General features: G+C 66.3%; 12 protein-coding genes. 1 reads left to right on the forward strand and 11 read right to left on the reverse strand.

Annotated elements, in window-relative coordinates; genetic code table 11:
- Positions 1 to 10: 10 nt before the first annotated feature.
- Genes NYR55_RS14120 through NYR55_RS14130 form a run of 3 tightly spaced genes read right to left on the reverse strand, consistent with a single transcriptional unit; the run spans position 11 to position 3,902 of the window.
- Positions 11 to 1,315 (reverse strand): oligogalacturonate lyase family protein, encoded by a 1,305-nt coding sequence (locus tag NYR55_RS14120; RefSeq protein WP_260022191.1) that lies wholly within the window; start codon positions 1,313 to 1,315, stop codon positions 11 to 13.
- A gap of 14 nt (positions 1,316 to 1,329) precedes the next feature.
- The gene (locus tag NYR55_RS14125; RefSeq protein WP_260022192.1) at positions 1,330 to 2,313 is read right to left on the reverse strand and encodes a glycoside hydrolase family 43; all 984 of its coding nucleotides are present in this window, start codon (positions 2,311 to 2,313) and stop codon (positions 1,330 to 1,332) included.
- On the reverse strand, positions 2,310 to 3,902 hold the full coding sequence (locus NYR55_RS14130; RefSeq protein ID WP_260022193.1) for an MFS transporter: 1,593 nt from the start codon (positions 3,900 to 3,902) through the stop codon (positions 2,310 to 2,312). Before NYR55_RS14130 ends, NYR55_RS14125 begins: the two co-directional genes overlap by 4 nt.
- Before the next feature lie 131 nt (positions 3,903 to 4,033).
- On the opposite strand from NYR55_RS14130, the gene NYR55_RS14135 reads away from it, so the two are divergent.
- Positions 4,034 to 5,386: an oligogalacturonate lyase family protein gene (locus NYR55_RS14135; protein WP_260022194.1), complete on the forward strand. Its 1,353-nt coding sequence runs from the start codon at positions 4,034 to 4,036 to the stop codon at positions 5,384 to 5,386.
- A gap of 21 nt (positions 5,387 to 5,407) precedes the next feature.
- Here the strand turns inward: NYR55_RS14135 and NYR55_RS14140 are convergent, their stop codons facing one another.
- The 8 genes from NYR55_RS14140 to NYR55_RS14175 form a co-directional block, all read right to left on the reverse strand.
- The gene (locus tag NYR55_RS14140; RefSeq protein WP_260022195.1) at positions 5,408 to 6,838 is read right to left on the reverse strand and encodes a glycoside hydrolase family 28 protein; all 1,431 of its coding nucleotides are present in this window, start codon (positions 6,836 to 6,838) and stop codon (positions 5,408 to 5,410) included.
- Between the two features lie 5 nt (positions 6,839 to 6,843).
- Positions 6,844 to 8,718, reverse strand: a complete 1,875-nt coding sequence (locus NYR55_RS14145; RefSeq protein WP_260022196.1) for a rhamnogalacturonan lyase — start codon at positions 8,716 to 8,718, stop codon at positions 6,844 to 6,846.
- Between the two features lie 254 nt (positions 8,719 to 8,972).
- Positions 8,973 to 11,384 (reverse strand): glycosyl hydrolase 115 family protein, encoded by a 2,412-nt coding sequence (locus tag NYR55_RS14150; RefSeq protein WP_260022197.1) that lies wholly within the window; start codon positions 11,382 to 11,384, stop codon positions 8,973 to 8,975.
- Positions 11,384 to 12,496, reverse strand: coding sequence for a glycoside hydrolase family 88 protein (locus tag NYR55_RS14155; protein ID WP_347709675.1), 1,113 nt, complete (start codon positions 12,494 to 12,496; stop codon positions 11,384 to 11,386). Before NYR55_RS14155 ends, NYR55_RS14150 begins: the two co-directional genes overlap by 1 nt.
- Positions 12,497 to 12,596: 100 nt before the next feature.
- On the reverse strand, positions 12,597 to 13,550 hold the full coding sequence (locus tag NYR55_RS14160; RefSeq protein ID WP_260022199.1) for an alpha/beta hydrolase: 954 nt from the start codon (positions 13,548 to 13,550) through the stop codon (positions 12,597 to 12,599).
- Complete coding sequence (locus NYR55_RS14165; RefSeq protein WP_260022200.1) at positions 13,547 to 14,779, reverse strand: arabinogalactan endo-1,4-beta-galactosidase; 1,233 nt, start codon at positions 14,777 to 14,779, stop codon at positions 13,547 to 13,549. Before NYR55_RS14165 ends, NYR55_RS14160 begins: the two co-directional genes overlap by 4 nt.
- The gene (locus NYR55_RS14170) at positions 14,776 to 17,784 is read right to left on the reverse strand and encodes a beta-galactosidase (protein ID WP_260022201.1); all 3,009 of its coding nucleotides are present in this window, start codon (positions 17,782 to 17,784) and stop codon (positions 14,776 to 14,778) included. The genes NYR55_RS14165 and NYR55_RS14170 overlap by 4 nt, the downstream gene beginning before the upstream one ends.
- 5 nt (positions 17,785 to 17,789) lie before the next feature.
- The gene (locus NYR55_RS14175; RefSeq protein ID WP_260022395.1) at positions 17,790 to 18,104 is read right to left on the reverse strand and encodes an L-rhamnose mutarotase; all 315 of its coding nucleotides are present in this window, start codon (positions 18,102 to 18,104) and stop codon (positions 17,790 to 17,792) included.
- Positions 18,105 to 18,153: the final 49 nt, after the last annotated feature.

The raw sequence follows: 18,153 nt of genomic DNA on the forward strand, positions 1-18,153 counted from the left end.
CGATCAGAGGTCAGCGGGCGGGATCGCCCACGGGAACGGTCATCAGCGCCAGCCGCTTGCCGTCCGCCAGCATCCCCGAATTGATCAGGATGCGGCTGTTATCCGGGCTGAAGCTGGGGTGGATATGGTCGGGGCGCATCCGGTGGCCGGTGGACAAAAGGGTCCGCTTGCCGGTGGCGCGGTCGATCAGGTGCAGGTTGCCGTCGAAATCGTCACCTGCGGCGAGGCGCCCGTCATAGGTGACGGCATTGTGCCAGTAGCCGCCGCGATTGTCGGGGTCGGGGCGCTGATCCGGCTGATTGAAATAGGGGACGCCGGTGCGGGCGGAGGTGCCGCCGTCGATCTGGCCGATATTGGTGACGCTGCCGTCGCGCAGCGAGACGATGACAATGCCCGTCTGATGCTGGCGCAGGGCCGGGCGGTGGCCCATCAGGTTGAAGATGACGTGATCGGCATCGGCGAACTGTTCGTGCGTCACCCATTCCCAGGGCTGTTCGGGATAGACGGGGCGGTTGCCGGTGCCGTCCGCCTTGACGATGAACATCCGCTGCGGCGCGTCGCCGCCGGTTTCGTGGCAATAGAGGATTTCGCCGGGCACGAACGGGTTCGCCTGAACATGCCCCATGCGGAACGGGGTGGTCATCACGGTGCGGACTGCACCCGTAGTCAGGTCGATGGCGCGGATGCCGCCGGGCACCTGCGGCACCGGCTCTCCGGGCTTGCGCGGCGGGGCGGGGCGGGAATCGAATCCGGTATAGGCCGTCCGCTCATCCGCATCGAGGGTGAAGCCGCCCACTTCGATATGCCCGTCCGGCAGGGTGGCGATAACGCGTTCATAGCCGCCGGGGCGCAGCGTCCCCGCCTTTGCATCGGCGAGCAGCGGGGTCAGATCGACCTCGATCAGGCGATAGCGGTTGCCGCCCCCCTCGACCGGGCGGCGCATGTAATAGAGCTTGTTCGACAGGCGGGCGACATTGGGGCTGCCGGTGCCGGTGCCCGGCCCGTCGGTCAGCTGGACGATCACGCCGCTGATTTCATCGACTGCAAAGATCTGCGGGTTGCCCGCGCCCGCCCGGTCCATCGAGCGAAAGATGATGTGCGTGCCATCGGCCGCCCATTGCGGATGCGTCTGATAGATTTTGAGGTCGGCATAGGCGCCGCTGGTCAGCGCGGTGATGGTGCGGCCGGTGGTCCGGTCGACGATGGTGCGGGTTTCGGAGGGGAAGACGCGGCCGACCTGTGCCGCGGCGGGCGTGGCGGCGGCCAGGGTCAGACAGGTGACGGTCAGGCAGGCGAGCATCACGCGGGCGATCATGGGACAGGCTCCTGTCAGGATGCGGGGGGCTGCAGGGCGCCGGCGACGGGTGCGTTGCGATCGATCGACAGCACGCCGTCCCGTTCGGTCAGCTCGCCGATCTGAAGCACGCTGCGCCGTTGCCACGCCGGATCGCCCGCCGCTTCCGGTTCGCCCGATTGATGGAGGAACCAGATGATGAAGGCGCGGTCGCCCGCCACGACGATGTCGGGATGCTGGCCCTTTGCCCGGTCGGTGAGGCGGGTGCCGGGTTCGGCCAGCAGATAGCCCGGCTGGCGCGTCCAGCTGTCCGCATCGGGAGAGGAGAGGACGAGCAGCCCCTTCCACGCATCGCTGACCATCCACCATCGGCCGCGCCAGCGGAACACCTTTGGCCCTTCGCCAGGGGTGTCGACCACCACCTTGCCCACCCGCCAGCGGATCAGGTCGTCGCTGTCGGCGGCGACGATCGCCTTGCCGCGCCGCTCGTCGTTGAACCACATCCGGTATCCGCCGCCGGGCAGCGTCACGACGCTGGCGTCGATCACCCGGTCCGACCCCAGATCGACCGGCCCGGCACAGGTCCAGCGATCAAGGTCGGGACTGGTCAGGTGGACGATGCGGCGCGGCGCGTTCCAGTTGCCGAACACGCCGGGCACGACGGTCAGCCATAGATGCCATTGCCCATCGATCCACTGGATTTCCGGCGCCCACAGCGTCGGGCCGGTGCAATGTTCGGGAATGGCGGCAATGCCGGCATAGCGCCAGTTCAGGCCGTCGGCCGAATGAGCCATGCCGATATGCGTGCCGTGAACCCAGCGGACATCCTTTGGATCGGCAAGGGGCAGAGTGGCCCGGCGGTTGGTATAGAACATCCGCCATTGCCGCGTGGCCGGATCCCACACGGTGCTGGCATCGGCCGCGCCGTCATGCACGGGATCGCGCAGCAGGGGGACCGGGGCGGTCGCGGGCTGGCCAACCTGTGCCGCCAGGGCAAGCGCCGCCGCCAGCAGGGTCACGAGCGGGCGACCCCGTTGCGACCCCACAGCTGATCATAGCGCCAGCCGGTCAGGTTTTCGACCACCGCCTTTGCCTCTGGCGAAGTGGGTTCGGTGCCGCCCGCGCGCAGATGCTCGATCTCTGCCATCAGCACGGCGTGGGTGCGCGCGTTGAGGCGGAAACGCCAGGAAGCGAGCATCCCGGCGAGCATGACGAGGATCGGGCCGAGCACGAGCAGCCAGGTGACGGTGGCAATCGCCTGCGGGCTTTGCTGAACGGCGGCGGCGCCGGGGCCCTGGCTGGAGATATAGCCGCCCATGTCGATGATCTTGCCGGTGATGACGACGGCGATGGACTGGGCAACCTTGCGCACTAGTGTCATGACGCCCGCAAAAATGCCCTCGCGCCGCTGTGCCGTCACCGCCTCGTCCACATCGGGCAAATAGTTATAGACCGACCAGGGCACGAAATTGAGCGTGCCGCGCCCCAGACCGGTCAGCAGGATCGGCACGAACAGCCAGAACAGCAGCGCCGGGCTGAACATCGACCAGGACGGGTCGAGCGCGGTCAGGAAATTGCCGCCCAGCGCGTCCATCCCCTGAGCCAGCCCGGCGGGGCGGGCGAGATAGAGGGCAAGGAGCAGCAACAGGCCCGCGCCGTAAAAGCTGATCGCGATTCGATAGGCGATGACCGGTCCGGTGCGGATGACGATGTTGATCGCGATCAGCACCGAAATCAGCTGAGCCACATACATGGCGGTCAGCATCTGCGAGATGATGAGGGTTGCGCCCATCATCACCGTGACGACAAAGATGGGGAAGGCGGTGTTGAAAATATCCTGAGAGATATAGCCGCCAAGATAGATCGACAGATGCTGGCGAAAGGCGCGGATGCGCAGCGTCGAAAACAGGTCGCGGAACATGATGGCGGGGATCGCCAGCGCCCGTTTCAGGTCCAGCGGCTGTGCCTCGATCTGCTGTTCTGCATCGGTATAAGGGCGCTCCCAGCTGAAGATCAGCACCAGGATGACCACGAAACTGAAGATCGCGCCGAAGATGGCGGCCATGATGAGGAAGGTGGAGGGCGAATCCTTGCCCCCCAGATTGTTGATGATCAGCGTGGGCAGATAGGAGGCGAGGATCGCCGAGCTTTGCGCGATCAGCATCCGCGCGCCCGCGAACTTCGCCTTTTTCCCGTAATCGCTGGTCATTTCCGCGGCCAGCGTTTCCCACGGGATCAGGAACATGGTGTAGACGAATTCGAAGAAGATGAAGGTGAGCAGATAATAGGTGAAGGTCTGCCCGCTGACGAAGATCAGCGCGAAGCTGGGCAGCAGGGGTACGGTGGCGATCAGGAAGATCTTGCGCCGCCCGATTCGCCGCCCGATCCAGGTGTAGCGCAGATTGTCGGACACATAGCCGATCAGCGGACAGGTAATCGCCTCCAGCAGCCGGGGCAGGCCGAGGATCAGCCCAGCCTCTGTCGCGGACAGATCGCAGAAGGTGACGAAGAAGTAGAAGAGCCAGCCGGTGACCACCGCCTGCGCCCCGGCGCCGAGCATGTCGCCCGAGCCCCAGCCCCAGTAATTGTACCAGCGCGGCTGACGCATCCCAGCCCCGACTGTTCCTCCGCTGGCCAATGCCATCCTCCCCACAGGGCATGGCTTGTGCTGCCATGCCGATCAGTTCATATATTGAATGCGTATCACACAATATGGAACGGTCAAGCGCGGAGGCGAGGATGAGGAAATTTGCGTGGGCAGCCATTGCGGCCACGCTGGCGGGCGGCATCGGCGTGACCGTCCCGGCGCTGACCCCGGCGGCGATGGCGGAGCCGGCGGCAAGCTGGGTCGATGCGCTGACCGGTCACCGCGTGGTGCGGATCAGCCGGGTGCCCGACAGCATCAGCCTCTATTTCCACCAGAACAGCTATACCCCGCAAGGGGACAAGATGGTCATCACGGTGCCGGACGGGATTGCGGTCGTCGACCTGAAGTCCTGGGAAGTGAAGCCGCTGGTCACGCGGCCGGGGATCGCGCTCCTCTTTACCGGGCGCAGGACGCGGTCCGCTTATTTCAGTTCGCGCAGCCGCGACGATGCGGGCGGGGTGCAGACCATCTATGCCGCCGACATCGATACCGGCGCGGTGCGCAAGGTTGCCGATGTTCCCGCCGGGACGATCGGTTCGATCAACGCGGACGAAACGCTGCTGCTGGGGCAGGTGGCGCTGGGCACGCAGGCGTTGCGCCCCGATGGCACGCGCCAGCAGAACCGCCGGACGCCGGGCCGCGTCGTGGGACCGGGCGAATATGACTATTCGGCGGTGGGCAAGGACGGCAAGCCGCTGACCTTTGCCGAGGCGAAGGAGGTGCGGCTGAATGAACGGCTGGAGGCGAAGATCCCGATGGAGATCTTCACCATCGACATCCGCACCGGCGCGCGGCGGGTGGTGACGGCGTCGACCGACTGGCTGAACCATATCCAGTTTTCGCCGACCGACCCGATGCAGATCATGTATTGCCACGAAGGGCCGTGGCACAAGGTCGACCGCATCTGGACCATCCGCGCGGACGGCACCGGCAAGCAGCGGATCCACACCCGCACCATGAACATGGAAATCGCGGGCCACGAGTTCTTTTCCCCCGACGGCAAGACCATCTGGTACGACCTGCAAACGCCGCGCGGCGAGGTGTTCTGGCTGGCGAGTTACGAGATCGCGACCGGCAAGCGCCACTGGTACAAGGTCGAGCGCAACCAGTGGTCGGTGCATTATTATCAGTCGCCGGACGGCAAGCGGTTTTCCGGCGATGGCGGCGATGCGGAGATGGTCGCCAAGGCACCCGACGGCAAATATCTGTACCTGTTCACGCCCAAGGACATTCCCGACGTGGCCGGGATCAGCGCGCCCAACGCCGCCGACCTGATCACCCCCGGCACGCTGATCGAGGAGAAGCTGGTCGACATGCGCAGGCATGACTATCGGCTAGAGCCGAACATGACGTTCACCCCCGACGGCAAATGGGTCGTGTTCCGCGGCAATTTCGAGGGCGCGACGCACGTTTATGCGGTCGAGGTGGCAAAGGCGGGACGCTGACGAGAGCGCGGTCGGGCGGGGTCAGCCGTCGCGGCGGAACCCCTCGACATTGTCGGTGGTGATGGCTGGCCCGGACAGCTGCTCCACGGTGACGTTGCGCAGGCTGACGTTGCGCACCGGCTGTTCCCGCTCGCCCCGGATGGTGCAGACCGACTTTGCCTCTGCCACCCGGACATTGGCAACGTGCAGCCCATCGATCGGGGTCAGCCGGCGGACATAGGTCGGCAGCAGCGTACGCCACTGATAGAGCACATCGGTTTCCACGGCGAGCACGGAACCGCGAAGGCGCGTGGCCGTGACGTTCGTCATGTGAATGTTGCGCACATGGCCGCCACGCCGTTCGTTCGTCTTGACGAAGAGCAGATTGTCGATGGGCACGGCCCAGCCGTCCGCCCCCTTGCCATCGCCGATGAAGTGGCAATTGTCGACGAACACATTTTCGATGCCGCCGGACAATTCGCTGCCCACCGCCATCAGCTGATGCCCGTTCAGGATGCGGCAGTTGCGCACGACGATGTTGCGGGCGGGCGTGGCAAGGCGCCATGCGTCCATGTCGCGGCCCGACTTGACCGAGATGGCGTCGTCGCCCTGATCGAACTCGCAATCCTCGATCAGTACGTTCTGGCTCATTTCCGGGTCGACGCCGTCATTGTTATGGCCATGGGCGCGCACCTTGATCCGGCGGATGACGACATCGCGGCAGAGCAGCGGATGCAGCGTCCAGAATGGGCTGCCATGGATTGTCACGTCCTCAACCAGCACGCGGGTGCAGCGGTTGAACTGAATGAAGTGCGGGCGCAGATTGTTCTGGCCCACCGCCATCTGCCGTTCGGCCACCGGCACGCCCTGCCGGGCCATGGTGTAGAGCGCGATCAGCGCGTCCATGTGCGGTTTGGGCCGGGCATACCAGGGCTTCCATCCGTCAAGCTTCGACACCAGCGCGCCCGGCCCGGTGATGGCCACATTGTCGCACCCGAACGCATAGACGAGCGGGGAATAGTTGAAGCACTCGATCCCCTCCCACGACGTCTGCACGGCAGGAAGGTAATCGTGCGGGTCGTCTGAAAAGAGCAGCGTCGCACCGCGTTCCAGATGCAGGTTGACGTTGGACGCCAGATGGATGGGGCCGGTGGGCCAGACGCCCTGCGGCACCACCACCATGCCGCCCCCGGCATCATGGGCAGCGGCAATCGCCATGCGGATCGCCGCACTGGTCCGCGCCTGATCGTCCGGGCTTGCGCCATAGGTCGTGATCGGAAAGGGGCGGGCGCCGCGAAAGTCGGGTACCGCGATGTCGGGCATGGCGAACGGGGCGCTGACCCGCACCGTCTGTGCCGGAAAACCGCCGCCAAGACCGGCCCGCGCACAGGCCCCCAGCAGCGGCAGCGCGCCGCCGACCGCCAACAGGTGACGGCGGGACATAGCGCGCCCTGCCGTGATCAGGTCTGCCATTGGTGCTACTTGCCCTCCTTGATCCGATAGGAGGGGTGGGGCGGTTGATTATAGGCGGTGTTCTGCCATGCGATCGCGTTCCGATACTGGCGATCCTGCATCAGCGGTGCGTGGACGATGCGCGTCGGGATCGGCGTTGCGTAGATGCGCAGTTCGCTGTTGTCCGCCGCGCGCAGGATCAGTTCCTCGCGCCAGTCGCCGAGCAGGTCCGCGCTGAGCGCCGGGGTCGCCTTGGTCCCGTTGTTCGATTCCGCGCCCTCTGCCTTGAGCAGGGTCGTCTCCTGGTTCCTGGTCCAGTCCCATTTGGTGATGCTATTGCCGCTGAGCAGTTCGCGCAGGGCGTCGCCATCCCACCAGATTGCGAAATTGGCGAAGCGCGGCTTGGTCGGCGCGATGGCATTGCCCTTTACGTCGAACAGTTCCGGGCTGTTCGATGCCCAGTTTTCGGCGCCGGGATAACGCGGGTCGATATCGGCGGCGAGGCCGCGGCCGGTGTCCTGGGTTGCAGGCTTGGTCCACAGCACTTCGCCGGTGCGCGCATCGACCATCGCCGCGCCGATGCCGCCGTTGCGCCGGACATCCTCGTGCACGCCATATTTTTCGAGGCCGGGTCGGCTGGGGTCGAGATCGGACACGTGCATGGCATCGCCATGGCCCAGGCCCGTGCTCCAGATGCCCCTGCCATCATCATCCACGGCCATCGAGCCATAGACGATCTCGTCGCGGCCATCGCCGTCGATATCGGCGGTGGCAAGCTGATGATTGCCCTGTCCGCCGAACTTTTCATTGCCCGGGGTGGCGCTGTCGAACAGCCAGCGCATGGTTAGCTTGCCGCCGCGCCAGTCCCATGCGGCCAGCGTGGTGCGGGTATAATAGCCGCGGGCAAAGATGGCGCTGGGCAATTTGCCGTCTAGGCTGGCGATGCCGGCCAGATAGCGGTCGGACCGGTTGGCATAGCCATCGCCCCACCGCTTGGTCATCGCATCCGGCGTGGGGTCGGTCGTGTCCGGATCGCGGCCCGGCGCATAGGGCGCGGTTGCCAGCATTTTGCCGGTGCGGCCGTCGAATACGCTGAGATATTCCGGCCCCTTCAGGATGCGGCCTTCCAGCGGGGCGACTTTGGTTCCATCGGGCAGGGTCACTGCGCCGGTCCGGTCGCCCTGCGGCACCTGTCCATCCCTGCCGCGCCAGTCGGCATTGGCATCGCCGATCACTGCCCCGGTGCCGTCGATGGTGCCGTCGGCGGTTTTCATCATCAGTTCGGCGCGGCCATCGCCGTCGAAATCGGCGGCCATGAACTGCGTGTAGTGAGCGCCCGACCGGATGTTGCGGCCAAGATCGATCCGCCACAGGCGCGTGCCGTCCAGCCGATAGGCATCGATGATCGTTTCGCCCGAATAGCCGGCAAAGGCATTGTCCTTGGAAATGCTGGGATCCCATTTCAGCAGGATTTCCGGCACGCCGTCGCCGTCCAGATCGGCGGCGCTCGCGTCATTGGCGTTGTAGCTATAGGCATCGCCCCTGGGCGTGGTGCGGCCGGCCGGGCGGTCCAGCTTCAGTGACCAATAGCCCCGCTCCCACACGCCGATCCCGTCGGTGCATGGCCGCTGACCCGACAGGGCGACGGCGTAGCGCGATGCGGGCGTGCCGGTGGCATCGACATGGCTGGTCGCGGTGCCGCGCACGATGCGCTTGCCATCGCGATAGAGGTCATATCGCTGACCCGCTTTGGCCATCCGCCAGCTAATGTGCACGCCCTTGCCATCGGCAGCGGGCACCGCGACCGGGGCGAGGGCGACATGGGCGGGACAGGCGGCGGGGGCCGATTGCGGCGTGGCGAGGGCGCTGGAGGCAAGCAGCAGCGATGACATGACGCTCATCGGAAAAGCTCCCGTCTAAAAGGGTGGGGTTGCGAGGAAGTCGGGGGAAGGAGGGGCGCGGAAACGCGCGGCGATGGTGCGCGCGGTTGCCGGTCAGGGTGCTGTGCGACCGACATCGGACCTGTGCCACCTCCCCAAAAAGGATTGCCGAACCATGTGCTCATGGCTTCACTATGTGAAACCATATCGTATTATGTGGACCTTTCAATCGAAAAGCGGGACGGAAAAAACGCCGTCCGTCAGCCACTCGCCAATCAGAATGGGCTGAAGACCAGACGGTCGACGATCACGCCCCCGCCGGTTGCGCCCAGCACGATCCGGCGGTCGCCCCCATCGACCGGTTCGGGCAAGGTCAAAGTCAGCCGGTTGTCCAGAACCGCCTGTTTCCAGTCGTCGTTGCCGGTTTCGCGTTTTGCGCCGACCCGGAACGATCGCCCGCCCATTTCGATGGTCAGTTCCAGCGGCCGACCATCGCGGTCGGCATAGGTGGGCAGCAGGTCGACGGCCATGCGCCAGCGACCGGGCGGCAGCGATGCGGCAAGCGTGCCGCGGACCGTCTGTCCGATCCGCGATCCGATGACGGTGCCGTTCGTGCCCAGCCCGTCGATGATGCGCCAGTTGCCGCGCGCTGCCTCTGCCTCCACCACCACACTCGCCGGCTTGCCCTCTGTCGGCCAGTGGCGGGGCAGGGCAGGGGTGCCGACGGCCACCGGCACCGCGACGGGCAGGGTGCGATAGGACCGCCATTGCCCATCCGCGGGTTCCGGCGCCATGATGCCGCGCCATTTGCCGCCGGCCATGGCCCCATTATAGTAGCTGGTCAGCGCACGGATGCGGTCGTCGGCCGCCTGGGCACGCGCCGCCCAGCCATTGGCGGCGGCCAGATCGCGGTCGCGCAGCCGGTCGTGCAGTTCGGCGGCAAAGACCCGCTCGTTCGCCCGCATCGCCGCCTCTACCGGATAGCGGACCAGCTGGAAAAAGGCATCGCGGCGATGGGCGGGCACGCGTGCCTCGATCGCGTCCAGCCGCGCGACATTCGCCTCGAACGCTGCCATCCGATCCGCAACATCGGCGGGCGACAGCGTGCTTGGCCGTGCGCGCCCGTGCGGCAGGAACCATTGCAGATGTTCGGGCCGCCGCTGAAGGTTCAGGCGGTGATGCTCCGCCATCACGGCGGCGATTTCGGGCGCCAGCGCGGGGTCGATCGCCTCCGCTGCCCAGCGCGCGACATAGTCGTCGATCGGCTGGGCGCGCGTGCCCGCAACGTCCCAGGCAAGGTCGAGGAAATAGCCGAGCGCCAGTTCCGCCGGCTTGATATCCCCCGCATTGGCGACCCAGATGCGGCGCGCGCCCAGATCCCATGCCCGGCCCATCTCTTCCCGGATCAGGGCGGGCGGGGTGGTCGACAGCCAGAGATAGGACAGCGGCGCGCCGAGATAAGAGAGGTGGTAATAGATGCCCGATCCGCCGGATCGCCGCCGCTCCGCATCGTTCGGAAACTGGCGAATGTACCCGAAATTATCGTCCGGCCACATCAGCGTCACATCGTCGGGCACGGCAAGGCCGCTGCGATAGATGTCGAGCACTTCCTTGTAAGGGGTGAACAGCTGCGGCGCGGAACCTGCGCCCGCCTGCGCCAGCATCGCCCGTTGATCGGCGAAGATGCGTTCCAGCGTCGCGCGCTGTTCGGCCGGGCTGGACGGGCCGACCATCCCGCTGTCGTGGATGCCGCGCATCCCCAGCGTCCAGATGCTTTCGTACCGGGCGTTGGCGGCCACCCGTTCGGACCAGTAGGCGCGCACGCCGTCGCGGTTCTTCACATAGTCGAATGCGTCCGCCGCGCCCGGCCATTCGCCGACATTGTTGCGCAGCATGGGTTCGGCATGGCTGGACCCCATGACGATGGCATAGCGGTCCGCCAGTGCAGCATTGGCCGGATCGGCGTTGAACGGCGCGGTCACCTTGTGCATCCCGGGCCAGAGCAGATTGGCGCGAAGGCGCAGCATCAACTGAAAGATGCGTTCATTGGTGCGCGGGCCGATCGGGCGCTCGCCCGGCGCGTGGGTGAGCGCGGCCCAGGGGACCAGGCCCCAATCCTCGTCATTGATGAAGAAGCCGCGGTACCGCACATCGGGCGCGTCCGCGATCCGCGTGCCCGGCCGGATGCGGACATGGGCGCGCTGGCCCGGCGTCACGTCCGCCCACCAGTGCCAGGGGGACACGCCAATGGCGCGGGACAGCGCCATCAGGCCATAGGCGGTGCCGCGCGGGTCGCCGCCGATTACCACCAGCGCGCGGGCCACGCCCGGCATGGGCCGGTCGACCAGGGCGATGGCATACCCCTCCCACCGCCCGCGCACGGGCGATGCGTCCACTCGGCCTGCGGCGATCATGCGGTCGATGAGCGCGCTCTTGCCGATGGTGCCGGCCAGGATCGGGGCGGCGCGCTCGTCCCGGCTTCCCCCGCCGACCCGGCCAAGGTCGGCGCGCAATTCGGCGGCGGCAAGGGTGACGACCGAATGATCCGCCGCATCCGTGATGACGGGTGCTGCGCGGCCTTGGTCGATCAGGGCAAAGCCAGGTCCCCGGTCAAAGGCGACCCAGTCCTGCCCGGCCCATGCCGGCGGTGCCAGCAACAGGACGAGCAGGACGAGGATCGCCCGCATCAGATATAGGTGCGCAGGAATTCGCCAAGCGCACAGATCGCCAGGCTCTGGCCATAGGGCATCGAGGTGAGGGCAATATCCTTGTAGAATTGCTGCGTGTCGCCCATCGCGGTGCCGAAGCTGACCTGCTGAAGCTCGCCGCTATCGTCGATATTGGCTAGCACGCCGCGCACCGCCTTGATCCCCACCGCCTCGTAATGGCGGGGCAGATAGCCCTTTCGCACCGCCTTCAGGATGCCATAGGCAAAGCCCGCGGTGGCCGATGCCTCAAGATAGCTGGTCGGATCGACGATCAGCGTGTGCCACAGGCCGCTTTCGTCCTGGGTTTCGGCCAGCGTCTTTACCTGTGCCGCCAGCGTGTCGATCAGGAAGGTGCGGAACGCATCGCCCACCGGCAGGTCGAGGATTTCGATGATTTCCGGAATGGCGATCGTCACCCAGCAATTGCCGCGCGCCCACAGCGCCTCTGCGAAATTGTGCCGGCCGTTGAAATCCCAGCCGTGGAACCACAGGCCGGTTTTCTTGTCGAACAGATATTTGATGTGGATGAGGAACTGGCGCTTGGCCTCCTCCACATAATGCGGGCGGTTCAGCAGCAGGCCGATCTTCGCCAGCGGCAGCACGCTCATCATCAGCGTGTCGTCCCACAATTCGCCGGGGTTTTCGTCGTTATAGACGATGTGCTGGAAGCCGCCATCCTCGGTCTTGGGCAGGCCGTCATCGGCCATCAGCCATTCGCACCAGGTGTCCAGATAGGGAATGTAGCTGGGATCGGGTTCGTGCTCGTACAGATAGGCAAGCGTGATGAACGGCGCGACCGTATTGATGTTCTTGGTCGGCGTGCCTTCAGCAAAGCGGTCGGCAAACCACTGCTTGATGATCGCCAGCGCGGCCGCATCGCCCGTCTGTTCAAAATAGCGCCACATGCCGAACAGGCCGATGCCATGGGTCCATTCCCACCCGGCCCAGCCCTTGGTGTCGATGATGCGGCCATCCTCCAGATGCAGCAGGAACTCGCCGGTCTCATCCTTGATGTTGACCAGATTGTGCATCAGGCGACCGATCGCATCGGTCACTTGTTGGCGAGGAACATCGTGAGTCAGGGCAGCCAATGAACGTCTCCTTCGGGTGGCTGGATCGGCCAGGCGCCTGCCATGGCAGCGATCCGTATCTCTGGTGTTACAGACAGGGGGCGGGAAAGCGCGGCGGGGGTCACCAGCCGTGCCTTTTTGCAAAGCGGTCGAACAGGTCGGGCCAGGGATGGGGTCTGCCATCCTCGATCAGCGGCAGGTTGTGGCCGCCCGTTTCAAAGATCATCAGTTCCGACGGAATCTTCGCCGCCTGAAGCGCGCCGAACATGGTCAGGCTGTTGGCGGCCTTGACCACCGGATCGTCGGCGGCGTGTGCGACAAAGGTGGGCGGCATATCGGCCGGCAGGTCGCGTTCGGCCGAATAGCGTTCGATCGTGGCGGCATCGGGCGTCCGGCCGATCAGTTCGCGCCGCGACGGGGCGTGGGCGACGTCGCCCGCCATGGTGATGACCGGAAAGAACAGCCCGGCGACGCGCGGCCGCGCCGACAGCCGGTCGGTCGCATCCATCGGGCGATAGGTTTCGAGCGCAAACCGGCTGGCCAGCCGCGCGGCAAGATGCCCGCCCGCGGAAAAGCCGATGGCGGCGATCCGGTCGGGATCGATGCCCCAGGTCGCGGCACCGGCGCGGATCAGCCGCATCGCGCGCTGAGCATCCTGAAGCGGCGCGTCCGGCCCGGCGGCCCAGCCATCGTGCGGCAGGCGATAGAGCAGTTCGAACGCCGTGACCCCGCGTTCGTTGAACATCCGGGAAATGGACGACCCCTGCCGGCCCAGCGCGACGCGGGCATAGCCGCCGCCGGCGATCATCAGCACCGCTGCGCCATTGGGCTTTGCCGCGGGCAGCACGTTGAGCATCGGCGTGGCGACGTGCGGCCAGGCGATATCGTCCGGCCCGCCATTGGCAGAGCGCATGACGAACTCGTCCTTGACCGCCAGCCCTTCACCGCCCGGCGCGGGGCCGTTCCAGATCGGAAAGCGGGCCGCGACGCCGCCCGACGGGACCGCCGCCCGCGATGGCAGGGGCAGGGCCGCTGCCATGGATGCGCCAAGCAGGGTTCGCCGGGAAATCGTCATGGCCGCGCCATGCCCTTTCCGACGGCGAGGCCATAATCGGCCGCCATCGTGCGATAGAGATTGAGGAATGCCGGATCGGCGTCATAGCGGCCGCGATGATCGCGGGGCGGGCGCGGCGTCGATGCAGCCGCCGGGGTGGGCGTGGAGCCGGGTGCTTCGGCTGCATTGATCCCCTGTGACAGCAAGTCCGGTCGCGGCCCTTCGCCAGCGGAAACACCGTTCTTCAGGAAGATCGCCTCCTGATGCCGGGTCGGTTCCCAAATGAAGCTGCCCTGTCCGCGCGGCAGCGCCCGGACCAGATCGTTGAGGTAGCGTTTGCGCGACGAATATTCGAGCACGATCAGGCCATGGTCGGGATAGCGGTCCATGAACTGCGCAAAGCAGCGTTCCCAGTCGCCCTGCGCCTGTTGCTGGTAACAGGACAGGCCGATGCTGTCGAAACGCACATCGCGGCGCAGCAGATTGTCCATCCAGTCCTGAACGATGCCCCAGTGCCGGCCAAGATGGTTGTGCAGCACCAGCGTGGCATCGGGCACCGTATCGCTTGCCGCCGCCAGCCCCGCCGACAACAGCGCGGCATAGCGGTCATGGGCGCCGGGCTGGCCGGACTGGCGATGGCGGGAATCGGTCACCGGATTGCCCGTGGGCAGTGCAGCAGGGATCCGCCCCTCCGGCCACAGCATGCCGAAGGTGGTTTCGTTGCCGATGACGATCATGTCGGGCGCGACACCGGCAAGCTTCATCGCTGAGAGGGATTCCGCCGTATGACGGTGCACCGCATCGAGCAGCTTGCCAAAGGAAAGATCGGCCCAGGCAGCGGGCTTGTCCTGATGCTCCGGATCGGCCCAGGTGTCGGAATAATGCAGCGTCAGGGACAGGTGCATGTCCGCCGCGCGGACCCGCCGGGCGAATGCGATGTTGCGCGCAACATCGCACCACGGGCCGCCCGGCTTGCCAGCGGAATAGCCCCTGGCCGGATCGACGAACTGTCGCAGCTTGATCGCGTTGAACCCGGCATCGCGCAGGATCGCCAGCGGATCGCGCCGAATGCCGTCCTGCCAATAGGTTGCGCCAACCGCCTCATCCTCCGGGATCCAGGACACATCGGCGCCGATCAGATAGGGCCATTTTGCGGATTTTGCTGCAGCAGGACGCGGCGCTGCTGCAGCCAGCAACGCGCCGCCGCCGAGCGTTGCCAAGTCCCGGCGGGAGAGCAGGGCGCGGGTCATTTCAGTTCCCCGGGAACGCGGGGCGCGGGTACGGCGCGGATGGGCAGGCCGCCCGCGACATTGTGCATCGTCACCAGCCGCACATCCTCGATCGCATTGCCCGGCGCGCCGTCGCTGGTGACGGCAAGTGCGATGACATTGTCCCCGCGATGGTTGAGGATCCCTTCCGGCACGGGAAAGGTCCGCTGGGGGCCGATATGGGCAACGAACTGGCCCATGTTCCAGCCATTGACGAACAGGATCGCGCGATAGGCGACGGGGGAGCGCGGCGTCTTGCCGTCGCCGAACTGCACTGCGATGGTCGCATCCTGCCCCCTTGGCACGTTCAGCGTGAAGCGGGTGCGGTACCACGTCGTCCCGGCGCGCGCCTCGGCCGCGGGCAGGGTGGCGGCGGTCCAGCCCGCATCGTCGAACCCGGGCAGGTGCCAGCCCAGCCCCTCACCATTCAGGCCGCCATTATTGGGCACCCCCCGCGCGGGATCGGCAATATCCTCGCCCCCCCGCCGTCCGTTGATCCGCCAGCGGATCGGCACGGCAAAGCTGCGCCCATTGGCCCCTTCGATCGAGGCAAAGACGATGCCGCGCGCTTCCTTGTGGAAATCATCGGCATCAAGGTCCCAGTTATGCCCGTTGTTGCGGACCATCACGGACAGGACGTGCTCGCCATCGGTGCGGGCCGCATCCGGCAGGTCGATGGTGAACACGCCCATGGTTTCCGGCCGGGGCAGCCCGCCGGGCAGGTCGTGGTGCCCGATCAGCTTGCCGTCCAGAAACACCTGAGCCATGCCCGCGCCGCCGCCGCCATAATGCAGCGTCAGCCGCCGGGCCTGCGCGCCGCCCGCAAAGCGGCCGCGATACCAGACATCGCCGTCATGAAAGCCATAGGCGTCCATGCTCATGTTCGGTTGGCCATCCGGGCGCAGGGTGATGCTGGTATAGGGCCGGTCGTCGATTTCCTGCCATCCGCTGTCGTCGAACCCCGGCTCGGCCTCTGGCAAGCCGGCGGCGGTGCGCCAGTTGGCGAGTTGCGGCAGAGCGATATCTGCCGGTCCGGCAATGCTGGCCAGCGCGGTGCCGCCGATCCCGCCGGTGACGCGCAGCGGCGCGCCGTTCCAGCGGAGGGCGGCGATGCGTCGCGGCGCCCACAGCTCGATCGGCCCGGCAATGGCGGCATCCCCGGTCAGCGTGGCGCGCGATCCGTCGATGCGCGCGCTGCGCACCATCAGCGGCCCGCGCACCAGCACGCCATTGGTCAGGCTGAACCGCATCGCTTCCGGCTCGTCGGCGATCAGCAGGTCGAGCGGCGGCCGCCCGCCGCCCTCGATCCGCAGGCGGGCCAGCCCGTCGTGCCGGTAATCGAGGATCAGGTCGCCGCGGGCGGCATCGAACCGGTGCTGCACCTGACCCGCCAGCACGGTCACAAGCGGGGCGCCGTTATACCGCAGCAGGGTCTGACCATCCTCATCCGCCCGGCCGTACAGCAGCATCAGGCCGCGCGTCCCCTGACGCAGCGCGTGCTGAACCTCGCTGGTCGAATAGACGAGCCGCTGCCCGGCAAGGTCGACGCCCGCGACCAGCCACTTGGCATCATAACCGTCAAGGCGGAGGGGCAGGGTGTAGCGCCCGTCGGGCAGATCGGCGGTGACGGTGAAGCGCCGGTCGCCGGAGCCGTTGGACGGGTTTTGCGTCACCAGCAGGAACCGCGCATCGGTTTCCGGCGAGCGGTTGTGATAGACGCGCACATCCTGGCTGGATTTTTCAACAGGGGCGGCCGGGATCATGCCGGCAAGGTCGGGGACCGCGCCGATCAGGCCGCCAAGCTGTTTCAGCTCCAGCGCCTTGTCGCGCAGGCCGCGTGCCTCGTCGATCGCCGCGCCGTAATCGTAACTGGTAAAGACGACCGGGCCGGGCAGCCATCCCCAGCTGGTGCCGCCATAGCCCATGTAAAAGCTCTGGATGCCGATGCCGTTGGCCAGGTTGGTGCCGTAAAACACGCGCTGATATCGCCGGCCGCGCTGAATGGCATTGCAGCCATAGCCGCCGTTCGACCCCCAGTAATCGAACCAGCCGCCGCCGAATTCTGCGGCGAAGCCGGGCGTCTTCGGGCTGGCCGATGCCCCTCCGCGCGCGCCGCCCGTGCCGTAATAGCCCCAGTCGGGGGCGGGCACGGCCTGGGTCGGGATCCCTTCTGCGGTACAGGTGCCGCCGGGATAGCCGTCAAAGGCATAGAGATCTACCGGCCCCTCGACCGTCTTGTCGACGCCCGCACCCGCTGGCACCCAATATCCGTTTCGCCCCTGATCATTGTGAAAAATGGGGACGGTGATGCCGTCGGCCCGCGCCCTGGCGTACAGATGGTCCATGTAGCGCCGCTGGGCAGGGGTGGTGAGCGCCAGCTCGTTCTCGATCTGATGCAGGATGACCGTGCCGCCCCGCTGGCCATTCGGGCCGCCATTGATCTGATGCCGGGCGATGATCGCGTTTACGGCGGTCAGCCATTCATCGACGGCCGCCAGATATTCCGGGTCGTCCGTGCGGGCGCGCGCCCGCTGATTGAGCATATAGCCGGGATAACCGCCACGCGTCAGTTCGGCATTCACATAGGGGCCGGCGCGGGTGATGACGTACAGCCCCTCGTCCGCCGCCATTTTCAGCAGCCGGTCGATGTCGCGGATGCCCGAAAAATCGATGACGCCGCGCTTCGGACTGTGAAAGCCCCAGTCGAAATAGAGGGCGACGGTGTTGAAGCCGCTCGCCTTCATCTTTTGCAGCACGTCGCGCCACAGATCGGGAGAGGGCAGGCGGAAATGGTGCATTTCCGACGACCAGATCACCGTCCGCTTGCCGTCGATCATCAGCGACCGGGCGTCGAAGGAAACCCGCCCGAATTGCTGCGCTGGCGCGTTGAAATCGGCCGTGGGGGCCGCCGTCTGGGCAGCCGCCATTGTGGATGGCAGCGCGGTCGACGCCAGCGCGGCGACGACAAGAAAGGCCCCCCGGCGCATCGCGATCACGCCAGGTGAAACACGCGGTCCAGCGGCCATTCGACCGGCCGGTTGTCGGCATGGGTTTCCATCAACGGGGCCATCGCGTCCCACCACCGCTTCATCACCGGATGATCGGGCAATGCGGCGCGGCCATCCGGTTCGGTCACGGTCAGCACGGCGAACAGGGCGTTGCTGTCCGCATCGTGAAAGATCGAATAATCGCTGATGCCCGCGTCGTGCAGCAGGTCGACCAGTTCCGGCCAGATGGCATCATGTGCGGCGCGATAGGCGTCGAGATTGCCCGGCTTTAACTGCATCCGGAATGCGTGGAGCGCCACAGTCATTCCCCTCCATCATGTGAAACATTAGTCCACCATGCGGTATCAT

The sequence above is a fragment of the Sphingomonas sp. BGYR3 genome (genome assembly GCF_025153455.1).
Lineage (GTDB): Bacteria > Pseudomonadota > Alphaproteobacteria > Sphingomonadales > Sphingomonadaceae > Sphingomonas.